This is a genomic window from Bradyrhizobium mercantei (assembly GCF_001982635.1).
Taxonomy (GTDB): domain Bacteria; phylum Pseudomonadota; class Alphaproteobacteria; order Rhizobiales; family Xanthobacteraceae; genus Bradyrhizobium; species Bradyrhizobium mercantei.
In genome coordinates this window covers 202355-219165 of record NZ_MKFI01000003.1, presented here as the reverse complement: position 1 = coordinate 219165, position 16811 = coordinate 202355, and the positions used below count along the sequence as shown (strand labels likewise).

Sequence of the window (16811 nt, the reverse complement as noted above, 5' to 3'; positions counted from 1 at the left end):
TTCGGGTGCGAAGCCATGCGGCGGACCATATCAGATTAAGAGTTCTAATTCTGATTATTCCTGTTTATGTTTGGGAGCAACAGGAAATTAGGCCAAGGCCACCTTTGCCGACACATACAACCGCCAAGCTCCTCGCAAGCGTAACGCCCCCTTTGACCTACGCGACTCTCACCGCCTGGATAAATCTCTTCACTTCCGATTCGAGCCGGCTACTGTCCCTCGCCAAGGTCTTTGCCGAAGAAAGCACCTCCGATGATGCGGATCCCGTCGCGACGGCGCCACGCTCCACCTCCGTAACATTTGAAGCGACCATACGAGTTCCCTCGGACGCTTGCTGAACGTTCCGTGAGATCTCCTTGGTAGCTGAGCCCTGCTCCTCCACAGCCGCTGCAATTGCCGAAGATATCTCGGACAAGGTCTCAATAGTGGCGCTGATCTGTCCGATGGCCAGAACTGCCGTCCCTGTCGCTGTCTGGATTTCCGAGATCTGTTGACCAATCTCGCCTGTCGCTTTGGAGGTTTGCTCAGCGAGCGCCTTAACCTCGGACGCGACGACAGCAAACCCACGACCGGCCTCTCCGGCTCGCGCCGCTTCGATCGTTGCATTCAGCGCAAGTAAGTTGGTTTGACCTGCGATCGTGTTGATCAGATCAACGACATCCCCGATTCGCGCCGCGGCTTTTGACAGTTCGCCGACTTGGTGATTAGTGCTTCGAGCCTGTTCTACGGCTTCGTTGGCTATGCGCGCAGACTGCTGGACTTGCCGGCTGATTTCATTGACTGAGGAGGAGAGCTCTTCGGTGGCTGCTGCGACGGACTGCACATTGTTCGAGGCTTCGCCGGAAGCTGTGGTCACGGCAGTGGCCAATTGCTGCGATCGCGCAGCCGTGTTGCTCAGGCTCACTGCGTAGCTCTCCAGGCCTGTGGACGCGGTGGAAACGGTCTGAACTATTTCGGTTATCGCTGTTTCGAATGAATTCGTCGCATCCTCGATTCGCTTACCGCGTTCGATTTTCACCCCGGCATCGCGCGCAATTTCTTCGTCAGCGGATCGCTTGGCTATGAGCGCATCTTTGAATACTTGCAGTGCGTCTGCCATCATGCCGACTTCTGTTCTCTCGCGACGATGCGGAATGTCTGCACTCAGATCGCCCCGGCCAAGCGACTGCATTGGCTGAACGATCGACGAAATACCGAGAGAGATGTCCTTCACGAGCCATACGCCGATGGCTGCTCCCAAGATTATCGCGATGAAAATCACGAGGCATACAATAGTAAAAGCTCGCGAATAACTTTCAGCCGCGTTTTTTGTTTCAGCATCTGTGCCTCTGTCGTTGAACGCAATCTCTTTCTGTAGGGCATCTTCCAGCTGTTTTCCGGCGAGCCGGACAGTTCCGTTAAAAAGGCCATTGACTTCCTGCTTTGAATGCGAGCCGCGGCGTATCAGCTCTAACACGGCATCCGTAGCTTTGGTGTACTCAACCCAGTGGCGGGACCAAGCCTCAAAAAGTGCGCGATCTTCCTCCGAAGAAACTAGCCTGATGTAAGAACGACGCGCTTCCTCTATGGTAGCCACCGTGGCTTTCAGGCCACGATCGACAAGTGCCTCTTCCTCGGCATTATCGGCTGCCATGTAAGCTCGAGTACCTGCACGATTAAGGTACGCCGCTGACCTGACCTCTCCCAAGATACGAACTCTCTGAAGCCAATTGTTCGCGATCTGATCGGTGTAGGAATAGATCGCCTGCATACTCATCACAGCGACCACGCCAATTCCGGTCATTGCGACGAGCAAAAACACGATGACAGCAAACATCTTATGTCGAATCGACATTTTCGTCACATCCCATTTCTCAATCTTGTTCGATCGCTAACGAGCAACGACTAATCGGGCGCCCCGCACAGCCCGATAAGCGTGACACCGATAAGACTAGCTTGAGGCGCACTGCCAGACCCGCCCGGGAATGCGGCCGCTTGATGTCCACACTTAGACCTCAACATCTCAGTTGTGCGAGGACGTTCCGGCAAGTAGACTTTGTCAACTTGCAACAAAAACGTAAACTTGGAGTAAGCGGCGCCGCTTCCGGCGCACGTGTCTTCTTGCGAAATATACTGGCCTGCCCTCCGGGCCCGCTGCCGTCAGCCAAATGCAAATCCGACCGGACAATCGGATCGGCGGGCGTCTTGCGCTCAACCTTATTGGGTCTCGCCTCCATTCGTGGACTGATTGAAAGCCACACGTAGTCCGCCGCACAATGGTTCAAGCCTTGCCGATTCGCGGTTGGTCCTACGATCGCGAATCGGCGGATCGTGGTAGACGCTGATGTTCGAGTGGCGCCCTACGGCGGCTATAACCCCCGAAGGCAAAACGATCCCAGGATTTGATCGGATGGCAGATTCCTCGAAGCGAAAGAACTCGGCGCCTCCCAAGCGTCGTCCCTCCGACGACATCAGAAGCCATGTGATATTTCGCATGGCACTATTTACGACGGTTGCTGACCGAACTGGCCAAATGTTCTTTCAGCGACGGTTCAAGATTTCGCTGAGGGAATATCGATTGATTGGAGTTGTCGGGTACACCCAGCCAACCACCGTTCTGAAACTCGCCGATGAATGCTTTCTGGACAAGGCACAGGTTAGTCGAACGGTTATCAAACTCGTCGACGCCGGATACTTGAGCCGCTCTGCCGCGGACGGCAAACGAGCGAGCAGGGGCGGAGCATTGCAATTGACCCGTAAGGGGACCGAACTGCTGGGACAGGGACTAAAATATGGTCGCGAGTTGAATACAGCGGCGCTGACAATACTATCCGATGACGAGCTCCGGCTATTCTCTGATTGCCTTGATCGATTGCTTGCCTTGGCGACAACACGCTACGTCCAAGCCAAGAGAAATCCCTCTCTTCTCTATCCTGACCCAATAGATGCGCGGGGGCGCGGTTAGCCGCTATGGCTCAACAATATTGAACTTCATATCAAACTCGTCGAACAGCTCGAAAAGCTCGAGCAGCTTTGCTGAATTGCCGTCGACTCTTACGTGACCGGCGTCCACTGCCTCGGGCATCTTCATCTTCTGCTGCATGACCTCGATCATGGTCGCCCGATCGAGCGTGAGGCTGGCATCGGCTTCCTTCGCTTTGCGGCCGGCGACATGAGTAAGCGCCGAATTGTCGAGGTTCAGAACGTAACGCTCGCCGGTGTCGCTAAACTCCCAATTCAAAACGATCTTCTTACCGTCAGCCTTCGGCCCGTTGAGTCGCACGCCGAGCACATCAAAAAACATGCCGACGGACAACGCCGAGGCGACATCGGGCGCGAGCGCCGCACGCGCGGGCGCTGCAGACCCGTTGCGCAGTTCGTGCGCTCCGTACAGATAAGCGTTGCGCCAAGTCGATGCTTCGGCGAGATAGCCGAGCTGATCGAACGCCGCGGCGCATAGCTTACGCGCTTCTCGGTTTTGCGGATCGACGAAGACGATGCGGTTCGCTACTTCCGCGACCCAGCGGAACTCGCCTTTGGCGAAGTCCTCGTGCGCTCGCGCGAGCGCGGCAGCCGCGCCGCCCATGTACTCCACGTATTTCCTCGCGGCATCGACCGGCGGCAGCCCGTCGAGATTGGCGGGGTTGGCGTCATACCATCCGAGATAGCGCTGGTAGATTGCCTTGATGTTGTGGCGCACCGCGCCATAATAGTCCCGGTTCTGCCATTGCTGCGCCAGCGCTTTTGGCAGTTCGATATGCTCGGCGATCTCCGGCGCAGTGTATCCGTGGTTCATCAGCCGCAGCGTTTGATCGTGCACGTATTTGTAGAGATCGCGCTGCTTGGCCAAATAATCCCTGATCCTGTCGCGGCCCCAGGTCGGCCAGTGGTGCTGGCCGACGAGAACCTCCGCCTCGCCGAACAGTTCGATCGCCTCGTTGATATATCCCGACCAGGCTAGCGAATCGCGAACCTCGGCACCGCGGAACGGAAGCAGGTTGTGGAAGAGATGCGTGGCGTTCTCGGCCATGTTCAGCACCTTGCGGGCCGGAACGTACATGTGCATCTCAGCCGGTGCCTCGCTGTTCGGCGCCATCTGGAAGATGAACTCGAGCCCGTCGAGCGTGCGGCGATCTCCGGTCGCCATGATGAGGTCGGTCGGCGCGATCAGCGACAGGGTACCACGCGCGGTTGTCTTGCCGAGGCCGGCGTCGACCTGTCCTCGCGGGCCGGTTGGCAGCAGAGGTCCGAACTGATAGGTCCCGCGCCGGAACATGGCGGGGCCGGCGATGACGGTTTCGGAGACGACGTGCTCCATGAACAGGTTCGGCGCAATCAACGGAACTTTGCCCGACAGCACGTCAGCTTCGTCGACGACGCCCTTCACACCGCCGAAATGGTCGGCATGCGTATGGGTATAGATCACTGCTTTCACCGGCCGATCGCCGCGATGTTCGCGATAGAGCGCAAGCGCTGCGCGTGCCGCTTCCACACAGGTCAGCGTGTCGACGACAACGATCCCGCTCTCGCCCTCCATGATCGTCATGTTGGCGAGATCGAGGCCGCGGACCTGGTAGACACCATCGGTCACCTCGAACAGGCCATGCCGGCAATTGAGCTGAGCGATGCGCCACAGGCTCGGATTGACGCTATCCGGCGCCAGGCCGTCTTCGATGAAGTAATACGGCTTCAGACTCCACGCCACCTTGCCACCGGCGTTGAGGATGGTCGCGTCGGGCACCGTAGCAATGAAGCCGCGCTCGGCGTTCGCGAAATCCTCGCGATCAGAAAAGGGCAGTTGGTCGACGACGGCCTTGTTGCGGGCGACGACGGCGGGCTCGGCCGGGGTCGGGTCGGTGGCGGAGATCATGGACGCTTCTCGCTGTCGTTGGTTGCACAGCCGGTCTCACGCTGGTCGCGGGCACGTCATCCATCCATCATCGCGCCATCCACGACTGCCTGGGCCGGCGAAGGAAAGACTAGATCACCTTGAGACGTCTCAATTGATCCTGCTCGGCGGAAGACATGCCGAGCCACTCGCCCAGGATTCTTTCCGTGTCGTAGCCGAGACTGCGCGCAGAATGCTTCAACTTGCCTCTGTCCCGAACAAAGCGAGGCACGACATTCTGCATTCGGACGCTGCCGAAATCGTCGTCGGCGACCGACGTGATGGCGTCGCGCGCGATCATCTGCGGATCGGAGAAAATCTGATCGATGGAGTTGATCGGGGCAAGTGTTCCCTGCGCCTGAGCGAAGGCATCGAGAATGACGGCGAGATCGTGGTTGCCACACCAGCCCAAGAAGATTGCGTTCAATTCGCCCGCGTGTTCGCAACGCAGGGCGTTGGTCGCAAAGCGGGGATCGTCGATCAGGTCTGACCGTCCAATCGCCCGGCAGTTATTTGCAAACACCGCGTTGGTCGAGCCTGCCAGCGTCACCCAATGTCCGTCCTGGCTGCGAAACACGGCCGAGGGCGCCGAATACTGGTTGCGATTGCCCGAGCGTTGCCGTACCGCGCCGAGCTGATCGAACTCAATCGGTAGAAATTCGAGAATCCTGAGCGTCGCTTCGGTCAGCGACAGATCGATTTCTTCGCCGTCCGCTGCCGGATCACGCGCGCGTTTCCAGCAGGCCGCCAATACCCCGATCGCTCCGAAAAGTCCGCCAACGGCGTCCCCGATCGGGTAGCCGGCGTGCATTGGCTGCCCGTCGGTTTCACCGGTGATATAGGTGAGCCCTGCCATCGCCTCAAACACCCGCGCAAATGCCGGACGGTCGCGGTAGGGACCGTTTTGCCCGTACCCCGTGGTCCGTAGAATGACGAGACGCGGCTGGATCCGCCAGAGGACGTCCTTGGTCAGACCCCAACGGTCGAGGGTCCCGGGCCGGAAATTCTCGATCAGCACATCGAAACGCGGCAAGAGGCGTTTCAGGATCTCTGCGCCTTCGGGCTTGCGCAGATCAAGGCTGAGGAAGTCCTTGTTGCGATTGATTACCTTCCACCACAGCGACTTGCCGTCCTTGAAGGGCCCGAACCCGCGGGCACCGTCGCCGGCGCCGGGAAGCTCGACCTTCAAGACCTCCGCACCGTAGTCCGCCAGCAATGTCGCCGCAAAAGGACCGGCGACAATTGTCGCGAGGTCGAGAACGCGAAGTCCTTCAAGAGGGCCGCTCATGATACCTCCTGCGGCTCTCGCAGCAGGAGCCGGGCAATGTTCAGTTGATGAATCTGGCTCGTCCCTTCGTAGATGCGGAACGCCCGGACATCGCGATAGAATCGCTCGATGCCGCGCTGCTTGACGTAGCCCTGACCGCCGAAGATCTGCACCACCCGATCGGCCACGCGACCGCACATTTCGGTAGCGAAATACTTGCACAGGGAGACGTCCATGGTGACGTCTTCGCCGCGATCGCGCTTGCGCGCCGTCTCAGTGATCAGCGCCCGCGCTGCCTCGACTTCCACCTTGCAATCCGCAAGCATGGCCTGAACGAGCTGAAATTCACCAATCGCGCTTCCGAACTGCCGCCGCTCCTTGGCATAAGCGACTGCTTCGTTGAGCAGGCGAATTGCCGGTCCCGTCGATAAAGCCGCGAGGTTGATGCGCTGCTTGTTCAGGGCCTTGAGCATCGTTCGAAAACCTTGCCCGCGTGCGCCGACGATTGCTCGCTCGTGCACGATGCAGTCATCCAGGAAAACCTCTCCGATCGGCGCACCGTCCTGCCCCATTTTCGGCGTCGGTTCGGAAATACCGAGTCCTTTGGTGCCTCGTTCGATTTGGAAAGCGGTGATGCCGTTCGACTTCTTGCTGTCCGGCTCGGTGCGCACGAACACAGTGAAAACGTCGGCGATTGGAGCGAGCGTGATATATCGCTTGTGGCCGTTGAGGCGAAAGTAGCCGTCCGGCAATTCGGCTCCGCTCGACTTCAGGGCGGTGGCCTCGGACCCGGCCTCGACCTCGGTAAGCGCCAAGGCTCCGGTAAGTTCGCCGGCGGCCATCCGGGGTAGATACTTTTGCTTGAGCTCTTCACTGCCGTCCTGCACGAGAGCTTCCGCACCGACCCCCGTGTTCATGCCGACGCGGGCTCGATACGCAACGGAACACTGCGACAGCTCGATGTTGGCAAGCGCCAATTCTTCTGTCGTCAGTCCGGCACCACCATATGCCTCCGGAATCGACCAGCCGAAGTAACCGCGCCGCCGCATCTCGTTGACGATTTCCTCGGGAATACGGTCCTCCCGCTCGACCCGTTCCTCATTGGGAATAGCTACTGTCCGGACGAAATCGCGAATGTCCGCGAGCAAGCACTCGAACTGAATTGCGTTGCGGATCATCGATCTGCTTTCATCAAGCGCCTGGATTGCCGTAGATCGACGGGGGCCGTCACGTCGTCATGGCCCCGGCCGACGGCATTGCGAATGGAATTGGCGAGCAAGACAAGGCGAGGCGCGATTTCGGCTTCCAGCTCTCCCGAACGCAACCGAAATGCCGGAATGCCGCAGTTGATCGCGAAACACGCTCGCCCGAATTCCGGATCGCGAAACAACGGCACTGCCGCAGCGTGGATTTCGGTGACCCAATCACCGTACGACACGCAGTATCCGCGCTGAGCGGATTGACGGACGCCTTCGCGCACCCGGTCACGGTAGGTATCCCAGATCGCGGCCAGATCCGTGGCAAAGCGCGCTTCAATGGCCGCCAATTCTGCCGCACTCAGCATCGACAGCAGCGCCCGCCCCATCGCCGCACGAGGCAGAGGGATCGTCGACCCGATATCCGGAGTGTGCGCGGCGGGCTCCGCGGCGCGCGCACTCTCGACATACACGAGGTTGACCCCATCAAGGAGCCCAATCGATACCGTACCCCGCACGCTGTTCGCAAGTTCCTGCATAAGTGGGCGGGCAACCTGTCGTACCTTCATGCTGGCCAACAAGGGGTGCGCGACCGTGAGCGCGCGCGCCCACAAACGATACTTGGCGCGTTGCTGCTCGTAGGCGAGATAACCGAGTTCGGCGAGCGTATGAGTTAGCCGCGCCACCGTGGGACGCGAGAGCCCCGTACGCTGAGCGACCTCCGTATTTCCGAGATGTGCACTCTCAGGCGCGAAGGCCTCGAGCACGGCAAGCCCTTTTGCGAGAGTGGTTGCAAATGCCGCATCGGACTGCCGCGGCGCAGTCCACGACTTTGACCTGGAGCGCGGCTCGGGCTTGTTTTTCCGTCCGTTCGAATTCATGGAGTTCCATTTCGCCGGCGAGTCATGCGTCAATTCTTCGCATTCACCCCACTTGTGTCAATAGATTTTATATGAATGCGCAAATTCGACCACTATATTGACGAAAACTGTCATACTTGACCATCGCGACCAGTTCTGTCAACATAATGGACACTTTTGACGAACGGTGACTGCTGTATTGACATTTCATCAGCGGAGCGCCTTTTATTGTGGCGCGGCCATCTGATTTCGATACTTGGTCGGCCAAGACGTGCCGAAAGAGCACGCGTGGAAGGAAATCTGCCGATGAGGAGGGAAAGCGATGAAAGTGATGCGTTTGATATTTGTTGTCACGCTCGTGAGCATCACGGCATCCGTCGGTACGGCCGAAGGCAGCGAAACGCTTGTAAAAATTCAGGACTATCCTGGAGTCGGGAACGTCTTGTTCCGGGTCGCCGCCGCCAAGGGATACTGTGAAAAGCACGGATTGAAATGCCAGCTCCAGATGGTTCCCTCAGGGCCACTCGGCGGACAAGCACTGCTCGCGAAGAGTATCGACGCAGCCTTTGTGCCGCCGGACGTGCAAATCAATACAGCTCTGAAAGGCGCTGTCACGAAGGCGATCATGAGCATAACGCAGCGAAATCCATTCCAGCTTGTGATCCGTAACGATCTCCCCACTCCTAACGCGGGCAACGGTTTTCCTGCATTCATGAGCGACTTGAAGGGCAAGAAGATCGGAGTGCCGGCGCGCGGCTCGGCTGCCGAGCAGCTCTTCAAGTTTCTTGCCGCGAAAGCGGGTCTCAGTCCGGAAGACTTCACCTTCGTTGCCGTTGGCTCACCGAATACATCGTACGGTTCGCTGATATCAAAACAGGTCGATGCGAGCATGACGTTTGAACCATCCTCCTCCATGTGCGACGTGCTCAAGACATGCAGAACTCTCTACGTTGCCGCCACGGCAACCGAGCCTCAAGAGATCTTCAAGACAAACGGAGCCTGCGCAAACCTGGTGGTCACGCAGGAGACAATCGACAAGCCTGGACTTGTCAGCGCCCTGATCGCGGCAGCGAAGGATGCCGAAGCATTCGTCCAAGATCCCGCTAACTTCGACGAGGTGTTCAAGATTGTAACGGGCTATTTCAAGCTCGATCTGCCAATGGGCGACAAGATCATAGAGGCCTCCCTGCGCTTTTCCATGCCGGCCTATAGAGTCGCGATTTCTCGGTCTGCGTTGCAACAGTTTGCCGACAACATGCTCACGATGAAGCAGATCGAGGCCCCATTTCAGACCTCATCGCTCCTCTACGCAGACGCGCCGTGAGCCTGCGAGCCTTGCGATAACAAAACTCGGAAAACCGGCCAATTCGATAAGACGATGAGGGGATGGTTCATGGCGGAAGGCACATCTCGACTCTCGCAATGGATCTTGTCGATCGTTGCGATAATCGTATGGACGAACATCGGCTGCACCCAAGCCCAGACCTATCCGTCTCACACTACGACAATCGTCGTTCCCTACTCTCCCGGCGGGATCGTCGACGTCATTGCCCGCCTCATCGCCGATAGACTCAGGATCACGCTCGGACAACCCGTCATCGTCGACAACAAGGCCGGCGCAGGCGGCAATATCGGCACAAGCGCAGTCAGCAATGCTGCCCCGGACGGCTACACACTTCTCCTGGGTAGCCCGTCCCATACGATCAATCCGTCGCTCTACCCAAATCTAACGTGGGACCCGATTAGAAGCTTCGAGCCAATCATCATGATTGGCGTGGTACCAAACGTGCTGGTCCTGCATCCGTCCGTCCAGGCAAACACGCTCGCCGAGTTCATTGCGCTTGCCAAAGCAAAGCCTGGAGAATTCTCCTACGCATCAGCCGGCGCCGGATCGTCCAATCATCTCACTGTGGAACTCCTGAAGAGCCGGACCGGAATTGATATGGTCCACGTGCCCTACAAAGGGCAACCAGACGCCATTCGGGACCTACTCGCGGACCGCGTCCAGTTCATGGCGACCAGCATCGCGCTCGTGCAGCAGTACATTCAGTCCGGTCAATTGCGTGCGCTTGCGATCACGAACACCGAACGAGCAACGCTATTGCCAGATGTTCCCACGGCAGACGAAGCCGGCCTTCCCGACTTCGACGTCGTCGCATGGTTTGGGCTATTTGCACCAGCGAAGATCGCTCCGGATATCGTTCAGCGCCTTAATCACGACCTTCGCCAAATCCTTGCAAAGCCGGAAATCCTGAGCCGGCTCGAGACCATTGGCCTGACGATCCGAGCCGGTACCGCCGAAGACCTTAGGCGTTTCGTCGCAAAAGATCGGGATCGGTGGGCGGACTCGATCAAGAAGGCACACATAAGAATCGACTGATCCGACCAGATTTCATGAGTTGTTCGATGGTGACTATGACAGCAATACGCAGCACGCCCGCAATAGAGGACCGACCTCCTGCCGTCATCGATATACGAGAGCTCGAGGTTCGCTTTGGGCCGGCATCGGGCTCCTCGCTTCTTGCGGTGGATCGCGTTGCTTTCTCCATAGCGCAGGGGGAATTCGTATCGCTGGTGGGCCCAAGCGGTTGCGGCAAGACGACGATCCTCAACCTGCTGACGGGCCTGTTACAAGCAGAGGTCAGTGGCGACATGACCGTGCTTGGCAAGCCTCCAAAAGCGGGCAACCCAGACATCGCCTATATGCTCGCCCGCGATAGCCTCCTTCCATGGAGGACCGCGCTTGGCAACGTCGAATACGGCATGGAGATTCGCGACGTTCCCAAGAGCGTCCGCGAGCAGCGTGCAATGGAGCTTCTTAGAGAGGTCGGGCTCGGCGACTTCGCCAATGCCTACCCCAAGGCGCTGTCGCACGGCATGCGCCAACGCTGCGCGCTGGCGCGCACCTTTGCGCTGGAGAGCTCCGTCTTCCTGATGGACGAGCCGTTCGGAGCTCTCGATGCGCAGACAAAATTGACCCTCGAAGACGTGCTGATGAGGTTGTGGTCGTCCCATCGAAAGACCGTCGTATTCGTCACGCACGACCTTGCCGAAGCGATCGCTCTGTCGGACCGCGTGATCGTGATGAGCGCCCGCCCCGGGCGCATCGTTAGGGACGTTCCAATCCCGCTGCCAAGACCCAGGGACGTCAGAGCCCTGCAGAAGGACCCACACTTTCACGAACTCTATGCCCAACTCTGGGCTCTTCTGGAATACGGAGCGACGGACAAATGAGAATCAGATGGACACTCTCCGTCCTCGGTCACCTCCTCTTTATCGTCTTCTTCCTCGGTATCTGGGAGGCCGCGAGCAGGTCAAGCTTGCTTGATCCGACTTTCTTTGGACGGCCATCCGGCATCCTGTCTTATTTGTGGAAGGGACTCATCGTTGATAGAACGCTGTGGAACGAGCTTGGCTATACGCTTTTGGCCGCGGCGATTTCGTTTCTCGGAGGCAGCATCGCTGCCGTGGTCACTGGTCTCTTGTTTTCCGTGCTTCCGCGTCTCCATCGGGCTGCAGAACCGTACCTCACCTTGCTCAACGCCATGCCGCGTATCGCGCTTGCCCCGCTGTTCCTCTTATGGTTCGGCCTAGGTATTGGCTCCAAGATCGCGGTGGGGGCAAGTCTCTCATTCTTCATCGTTCTTTCGGCGACCGTGGCGGGAATTCGCGGAGTGAACAGCGATCACCTGACCTTGTCGAAAGCTCTAGGCGCCACCCAACGACAGATATTCTTCAAAGTGACGCTACCGTCGGCCATACCAGTCGTCTTTTCGGGATTGAGGCTCGGCCTCGTCTATTCGCTTCTTGGAGTTGTCGGCGCCGAGTTGATCGCAGCCGAGCACGGTCTTGGACAGACGCTTGCGTACCTGCAGTCTACGTTCAGCATGGACGGCGTTATGGCGATACTCCTGCTTCTGGCTGGCCTCGGCCTCGGTGTGACTACCCTCATGAACCGGCTCGAACGCGCGCTGCTCGTCTGGCAATAGCAGCGATGGAAGCGGAGCAAATGCATGCAACCCTTGGATGGGTCGTCTCGTGGCGAACTAGGTGTCGTATCGATAAACCCAGGCCGCTGCTTCCTGCAAATTACTGTATGTCGGCAGCGTAGCGCGTTCTTGTGGTGTCGCAGCGGCTGATACGCACCTCCACAGCCCTACCGTTGACGTCGAAGGCAACGCGTGAGATCTCGAGTAACGGCGCACCGGCTTCAAGCTTGAGATGGTGCCCCTCCTCTGCGGTCGCTGCAACGGCAGCAAGTCGCTCGGCGACACGGGCAATACTGATACCAAAGCGCTCCTGGTAGATCACATACATCTCGTCCTTCATGTCGCCGCCTTCTGCCACGACGAGATCAGACATGAGAGGAACTGGTACGAAAATTCTTTCGAATATGGCCGGGACACCGTTGAAGGATCGTATTCGGATGATCGTGTGCAGTGCGGTGCCCGGCTCGATTCCCAATCGCACCGCCTGATCATTCTTGGCGCGCGAGGTACGCTGAGTGAGAACCTTGCTTGTCGGGGTCAGGCGTCGATCATCCAGTCCCACGATCCGGAAGAATTGAAAGAGCGCCTGATCGCGGGAGTGTCGAGCGACGAAGGTGCCAACGCCCTGCCGGCGGACTAGCATCTTATCCGCCTCAAGGGCCATGAGTGCCTTGCGCACTGTTCCCTGGCTGACCTTGTATTCGGCGGCCAGCTCGTTTTCATTCGGCAACATCTCGCCGGGCTTCCAGCCTCCAGATCCAATGCGCTTGAGCAGCAAGGATTTCACCTGCGCATAGAGCGGTTGGTATTCAGTCTGCCCGACTGGTGAAGATGCCATTTCAGCTATACCGTACATCACTGTCCGTGCTGGACAGAGATCATATATAAGATAATGGTCTCGGAGACGCAATAAAGGGCTTGCAGGCTGTATCCCGGCCACGCGACAACTAGAAGTTAAAAAGGCACCATCGACCGGGATCGATAGGGCTCACATGGTCCACTTCGATAGCCATCAGCCGTCGATTCACGACGCTCCTTCGCTGCCGCAATCGGACCGCACCGTGTCCGATCGCGCAAGACCGATCACCAACCTTCGATCGGAAGCCGCGAAGGCGATCCGACTTATTCCGAGGCCGGCTGTCCTACAATGCATGGCGCCGTCACGCCGGCATGTCAGTCAACAGCGCGCTCCAGTTCACGCTCCAGGCGGTAGCGTACAATCTAAAAATGTTGGCGTCAGAAATGGTCACCAACCCTATTTCTCAGTCACGTGTCCAAACAGCCTCACGCCATCGTCTGCGAACGCCGGACAATCGACGCCTTGACTGACGGTTCGTCCAGCGCATTTTCGTCATATTCTGGCACTCTGCCTTCTAGCACCGCGCGCACCCGCGCAGTGTTCAGCGAACCATCCCAACGCGCGATGGCAACCGTGGCAACTGCATTGCCCACGAGATTGACCACGGCGCGTCCTTCGTTCAGAAAACGATCAACGCCCAGCGTGATGGCCAGACCCGCGGCCGGAACAATCGGATGGGCTAGCATTGTTGAAACCAGCGTGACCAGAACGCCGCCGGTGACGCCGGCCGCGCCCTTAGAAGTGAGCATGAGCAGGACAAAGAGCGATAGCTTGTCGGCCCACGAAAGATCGAGGTTCAGGGCCTGCGCAATGAACAGGGGTGCGAGGACCAGATAGAGCGCCGTGCCGTCCAGATTGAAGGAGTAGGCGGTTGGCAATACGATACGCACAACATCAGGCTTGCATCCCAGATATTCGAGCTTGGTGATAAGCCTCGGCATTACCGCCTCAGAGGTGATCGTACCGAACACTATGACGATTTCCTCCCTGATGTAGCGCAGAAACTCGACCAACCCTACCCGACACCAGCGGAGGACGGTCCAGAGCACTGCGACGATGAACACTGCCACGCCGACATAGTAAGCAAGAACGAGCTTCATGAGAGGAAGAAGCGATGCGATGCCGAATTTGCCGACGGTAAAGCCGATTGCGCCAAATGCGGCCAACGGTGCAAGGCGAGTAACCATCCGCATGATTCCGAACAACCACTGCATCACCTGATCGAGAATCGCATTCAGCTGCGGAACTTGCTCCTTCACCGCAAGCAGCGCGATGCCACCAAAGACCGCCATGACCAGCAATTGAATGATGTCGTTGTGTACGAATGGATCAAACAATGAAACCGGAATGAATGCCATCCAGGTAGGACCGGCCGTGGGCGCCGCCGCTCTTGAACCTGTGAATGCGCTAATGCCGGCTGGATCGAGATCGCTTGGATGAATGTTCAATCCGGCTCCGGGTTGAAGCAGCTCCCCAACTCCCCAGCCGATTAACATTGCGAAAGTCGTCATGACCTCGAAATAGATAAGGGCCTTCAATCCGACGCGCCCCGCGGTTTGGAGATTCCCGGCGGAGTTAATACCGTGAACCACGGCGAAGAATACCACGGGCCCGACGCACATCTTGATCAGTTTCACGAAGGCGTCGGCGAGCGGCTTCAGTTCTACCGCAAGCTTCGGGTCTATAACGCCGAGCGCCAGACCAGCGACAACACCGATCAGAACCTGCACATAGACATGAGCGAGTACTTTGAATGTCCGCGACTCCATCCCTTCCTCCCAACATTCGTTCCGCCAATTTTTTTGCTTTCTTGAGTCTTAGGCGATACCGAGCGCTCTGATCTCAGGCGGGATAGCAATTCCGCCTTGCCCCGCACGAGCCCGGCTAACAACTCGTCGCGCTCCCGGCAAACGCGCCCCTGACTGTCGCTCCACTGCGGCCGCCAACGTCGCAATGCGCTCGTTGAACCGCCCACGACCGAGAGCAGCAGGATCAATGGCAAGCATCAGTTGGCCCGTCGCAGGGGGACTCCCCTCGCCATCCAGGAACGATGACGCTTCAAATGCGAGATTTGCGCCCGGAAGGCACGCGGCAAGAATTTCGACCATAAACGCGAGCGCCGCGCCCTTACCGTCGCCCAACGGAATCATCGTGCCGCGCAGGGCACTTGCGGGGTCAGTCGTCGGCTTCCCGTCGGTGTCCAGCGCCCAGCCTTCAGGTATCGTCTCTCCGCGCTGCTTCGCTGCCGCTATTAGGCCGCGCGCCACTTTCGATAATGCGAGATCAACCACCACCGGATCGCGACCGTCGATCGGAGCCGCAAAGGCGATCGGGTTTGTTCCGAAAACCGGCTCTCGTCCGCCCCATGGAGCCATTGCGCCCGGCGTGTTGGCGAACAGCAAAACTACAAAACCACGCCGCGCCAGAGCTTCGCATGGCAGACCAGCGGCCCCGCAATGATTCGAACGATAAATCGAAGCAACGGCGATGCCCTGCTCGGATACGAGCCCGGGCATTTCCGCGACCGCAAGATCAATCGCAGGGTAGGCGAAACCGAAGGCGGCGTCGATCGCGAGCACGCCAGGCCGCGGGCGCGCGCTTACCGGCCGAGCCACACCACTGATCTTCCCGGAGCGCAACATCTGCAAGTAAGTCGGAATTCGCGAGAGACCATGCCCCTTGAGGCCATCCGCCTCGGCTGCAACAAGCGCTCGTGCGACTGATAGCGCATTCTGTGCGCTACAGCCGTGACGCATAAAAACCGCCGTAACCCAGGCCGTGGCCTCGTCGAGCGACATAGCGCTCATGTTGATAGCGCCTTCTTCACATTATCGACTGTGGTCCATGAGACGCGTGTATTCGATTCCTCGGTGACGCCAGCAATATGAGGTGTCAAGATCAGACCTGGGACATCGGCAAATGCCGACCCCTGCGCGGAGTCCATGGGCTCTTGCGCGAATACGTCGAGAGCCGCCCCCCCCAGCTTGCCGACCCGAAGCGCGGCAACGACGGCCGCCTCGTCCACGACTCCACCTCGGGCAGCGTTGATTAGGATTGCGCCGATTCGCATCCGCGTCAGCGCCTCGGCATTAATGAGCCCTCTGGTATCTGCTGTAAGCGGGACGTGAAGGCTAACCACGTCAGCCACCGCGAAGAGTTCGCTGAGTTCGCGGCGTTCAACTCTCTGTTCTGCGAAGACACTCTCCGGCGCGAAGGGATCGTGCGCAGCGACTCGCATCCCTAGACCGACCGCAATTTGCGCTGTGCGCTGGGCGATTGCCCCGAATCCGACTAGACCGAGAACCTTCCCGAACGCCTCGCGCCCGATCAACGCGCTCCGTGGCCATGCCCCTTCGGCGACGCTCGACGTCGCGCCGTAGGCCCGTCGTAGCAACATCATTGCGGTACAGATCACATATTCGGCGACCGAAAGATCGTTTGCGCCAGAAGCCGGAAGGACGGCGATCTTTCGAGCCTTGCACGCGTCGACGTCGATATTGTCCAAGCCGACGCCAAGACGCCCGACAACACGAAGCCTTCCTGCCGCGTCGAGCAGTGCGCCTCGAACCTGCGTCCTGTTGCGCACGACGAGGGCGCGCGCCGCGGCAACGAGCCCGATCAGGCGCGCCGGTTGATCCACTAAGCCCGGATCGTACAGCACGTCGAAGCCCGAAAGCCCCTGGCGCACCGCTTCCTCGTCCATGAACTCGCTGATGACGATATCTGGCATACGATCCAGCCCTTGCCCCGGCGATATGCCGGGGCCGCAGAGA

14 protein-coding genes are annotated in these 16811 nt (G+C 58.7%); 5 read left to right on the top strand and 9 right to left on the bottom strand.

Annotation, left to right across the window (positions count from 1 at the left end):
* Positions 1-157: 157 nt before the first annotated feature.
* A complete protein-coding gene (locus BI327_RS14595; RefSeq protein ID WP_076861033.1) occupies positions 158-1834 on the bottom strand; it encodes a methyl-accepting chemotaxis protein in 1677 nt (558 codons plus the stop codon).
* Between the two features lie 639 nt (positions 1835-2473).
* Here BI327_RS14595 and BI327_RS14590 point away from each other — a divergent pair.
* Positions 2474-2944 carry a MarR family winged helix-turn-helix transcriptional regulator gene (locus BI327_RS14590; protein WP_076861031.1) on the top strand — a complete coding sequence of 157 codons (471 nt, stop codon included), beginning with the start codon at positions 2474-2476 and terminating at the stop codon, positions 2942-2944.
* Positions 2945-2947: 3 nt separating this feature from the next.
* Here BI327_RS14590 and BI327_RS14585 read toward each other — a convergent pair whose 3' ends face one another.
* The 4 genes from BI327_RS14585 to BI327_RS14570 form a co-directional block, all read right to left on the bottom strand.
* Positions 2948-4849, bottom strand: coding sequence for an alkyl/aryl-sulfatase (locus BI327_RS14585; RefSeq protein WP_076861029.1), 1902 nt, complete (start codon positions 4847-4849; stop codon positions 2948-2950).
* Between the two features lie 109 nt (positions 4850-4958).
* On the bottom strand, positions 4959-6155 hold the full coding sequence (locus tag BI327_RS14580) for a CaiB/BaiF CoA transferase family protein (RefSeq protein WP_076861027.1): 1197 nt from the start codon (positions 6153-6155) through the stop codon (positions 4959-4961).
* Complete coding sequence (locus BI327_RS14575) at positions 6152-7312, bottom strand: acyl-CoA dehydrogenase family protein (RefSeq protein ID WP_076861026.1); 1161 nt, start codon at positions 7310-7312, stop codon at positions 6152-6154. The genes BI327_RS14580 and BI327_RS14575 overlap by 4 nt, the downstream gene beginning before the upstream one ends.
* Positions 7309-8211 (bottom strand): IclR family transcriptional regulator, encoded by a 903-nt coding sequence (locus tag BI327_RS14570; RefSeq protein ID WP_083742080.1) that lies wholly within the window; start codon positions 8209-8211, stop codon positions 7309-7311. Before BI327_RS14570 ends, BI327_RS14575 begins: the two co-directional genes overlap by 4 nt.
* A 301-nt stretch (positions 8212-8512) precedes the next feature.
* On the opposite strand from BI327_RS14570, the gene BI327_RS14565 reads away from it, so the two are divergent.
* From BI327_RS14565 to BI327_RS14550, 4 genes are all read left to right on the top strand, one after another.
* A complete protein-coding gene (locus BI327_RS14565; protein ID WP_076861022.1) occupies positions 8513-9514 on the top strand; it encodes an ABC transporter substrate-binding protein in 1002 nt (333 codons plus the stop codon).
* A 69-nt stretch (positions 9515-9583) separates the two neighbouring features.
* Positions 9584-10570, top strand: a complete 987-nt coding sequence (locus BI327_RS14560) for a tripartite tricarboxylate transporter substrate binding protein (protein WP_076862135.1) — start codon at positions 9584-9586, stop codon at positions 10568-10570.
* 26 nt (positions 10571-10596) lie between these two features.
* Complete coding sequence (locus tag BI327_RS14555; protein ID WP_245334808.1) at positions 10597-11424, top strand: ABC transporter ATP-binding protein; 828 nt, start codon at positions 10597-10599, stop codon at positions 11422-11424.
* On the top strand, positions 11421-12179 hold the full coding sequence (locus BI327_RS14550; protein ID WP_210191203.1) for an ABC transporter permease: 759 nt from the start codon (positions 11421-11423) through the stop codon (positions 12177-12179). The genes BI327_RS14555 and BI327_RS14550 overlap by 4 nt, the downstream gene beginning before the upstream one ends.
* A gap of 100 nt (positions 12180-12279) precedes the next feature.
* Here BI327_RS14550 and BI327_RS14545 read toward each other — a convergent pair whose 3' ends face one another.
* The 4 genes from BI327_RS14545 to BI327_RS14530 all read right to left on the bottom strand — a co-directional run bounded on the left by BI327_RS14545 (position 12280) and on the right by BI327_RS14530 (position 16768).
* Positions 12280-13035: a GntR family transcriptional regulator gene (locus BI327_RS14545; RefSeq protein WP_245334807.1), complete on the bottom strand. Its 756-nt coding sequence runs from the start codon at positions 13033-13035 to the stop codon at positions 12280-12282.
* A 428-nt stretch (positions 13036-13463) separates the two neighbouring features.
* Complete coding sequence (locus tag BI327_RS14540; RefSeq protein ID WP_076861018.1) at positions 13464-14807, bottom strand: cation:dicarboxylate symporter family transporter; 1344 nt, start codon at positions 14805-14807, stop codon at positions 13464-13466.
* Between the two features lie 48 nt (positions 14808-14855).
* Complete coding sequence (locus BI327_RS14535) at positions 14856-15845, bottom strand: Ldh family oxidoreductase (RefSeq protein WP_076861016.1); 990 nt, start codon at positions 15843-15845, stop codon at positions 14856-14858.
* Positions 15842-16768, bottom strand: a complete 927-nt coding sequence (locus BI327_RS14530) for a hydroxyacid dehydrogenase (RefSeq protein WP_076861015.1) — start codon at positions 16766-16768, stop codon at positions 15842-15844. The genes BI327_RS14535 and BI327_RS14530 overlap by 4 nt, the downstream gene beginning before the upstream one ends.
* Positions 16769-16811: the final 43 nt, after the last annotated feature.

Bases quoted from the DNA above. Each gene is read 5' to 3' on its own strand.
- BI327_RS14595 (WP_076861033.1), bottom strand. From the start codon at position 1,834: ATGTCGATTCGACATAAGATGTTTGCTGTCATCGTGTTTTTGCTCGTC.
- BI327_RS14590 (WP_076861031.1), top strand. From the start codon at position 2,474: ATGGCACTATTTACGACGGTTGCTGACCGAACTGGCCAAATGTTCTTT.
- BI327_RS14585 (WP_076861029.1), bottom strand. From the start codon at position 4,849: ATGATCTCCGCCACCGACCCGACCCCGGCCGAGCCCGCCGTCGTCGCC.
- BI327_RS14580 (WP_076861027.1), bottom strand. From the start codon at position 6,155: ATGAGCGGCCCTCTTGAAGGACTTCGCGTTCTCGACCTCGCGACAATT.
- BI327_RS14575 (WP_076861026.1), bottom strand. From the start codon at position 7,312: ATGATCCGCAACGCAATTCAGTTCGAGTGCTTGCTCGCGGACATTCGC.
- BI327_RS14570 (WP_083742080.1), bottom strand. From the start codon at position 8,211: ATGAATTCGAACGGACGGAAAAACAAGCCCGAGCCGCGCTCCAGGTCA.
- BI327_RS14565 (WP_076861022.1), top strand. From the start codon at position 8,513: ATGAAAGTGATGCGTTTGATATTTGTTGTCACGCTCGTGAGCATCACG.
- BI327_RS14560 (WP_076862135.1), top strand. From the start codon at position 9,584: ATGGCGGAAGGCACATCTCGACTCTCGCAATGGATCTTGTCGATCGTT.
- BI327_RS14555 (WP_245334808.1), top strand. From the start codon at position 10,597: ATGGTGACTATGACAGCAATACGCAGCACGCCCGCAATAGAGGACCGA.
- BI327_RS14550 (WP_210191203.1), top strand. From the start codon at position 11,421: ATGAGAATCAGATGGACACTCTCCGTCCTCGGTCACCTCCTCTTTATC.
- BI327_RS14545 (WP_245334807.1), bottom strand. From the start codon at position 13,035: ATGTACGGTATAGCTGAAATGGCATCTTCACCAGTCGGGCAGACTGAA.
- BI327_RS14540 (WP_076861018.1), bottom strand. From the start codon at position 14,807: ATGGAGTCGCGGACATTCAAAGTACTCGCTCATGTCTATGTGCAGGTT.
- BI327_RS14535 (WP_076861016.1), bottom strand. From the start codon at position 15,845: ATGAGCGCTATGTCGCTCGACGAGGCCACGGCCTGGGTTACGGCGGTT.
- BI327_RS14530 (WP_076861015.1), bottom strand. From the start codon at position 16,768: ATGCCAGATATCGTCATCAGCGAGTTCATGGACGAGGAAGCGGTGCGC.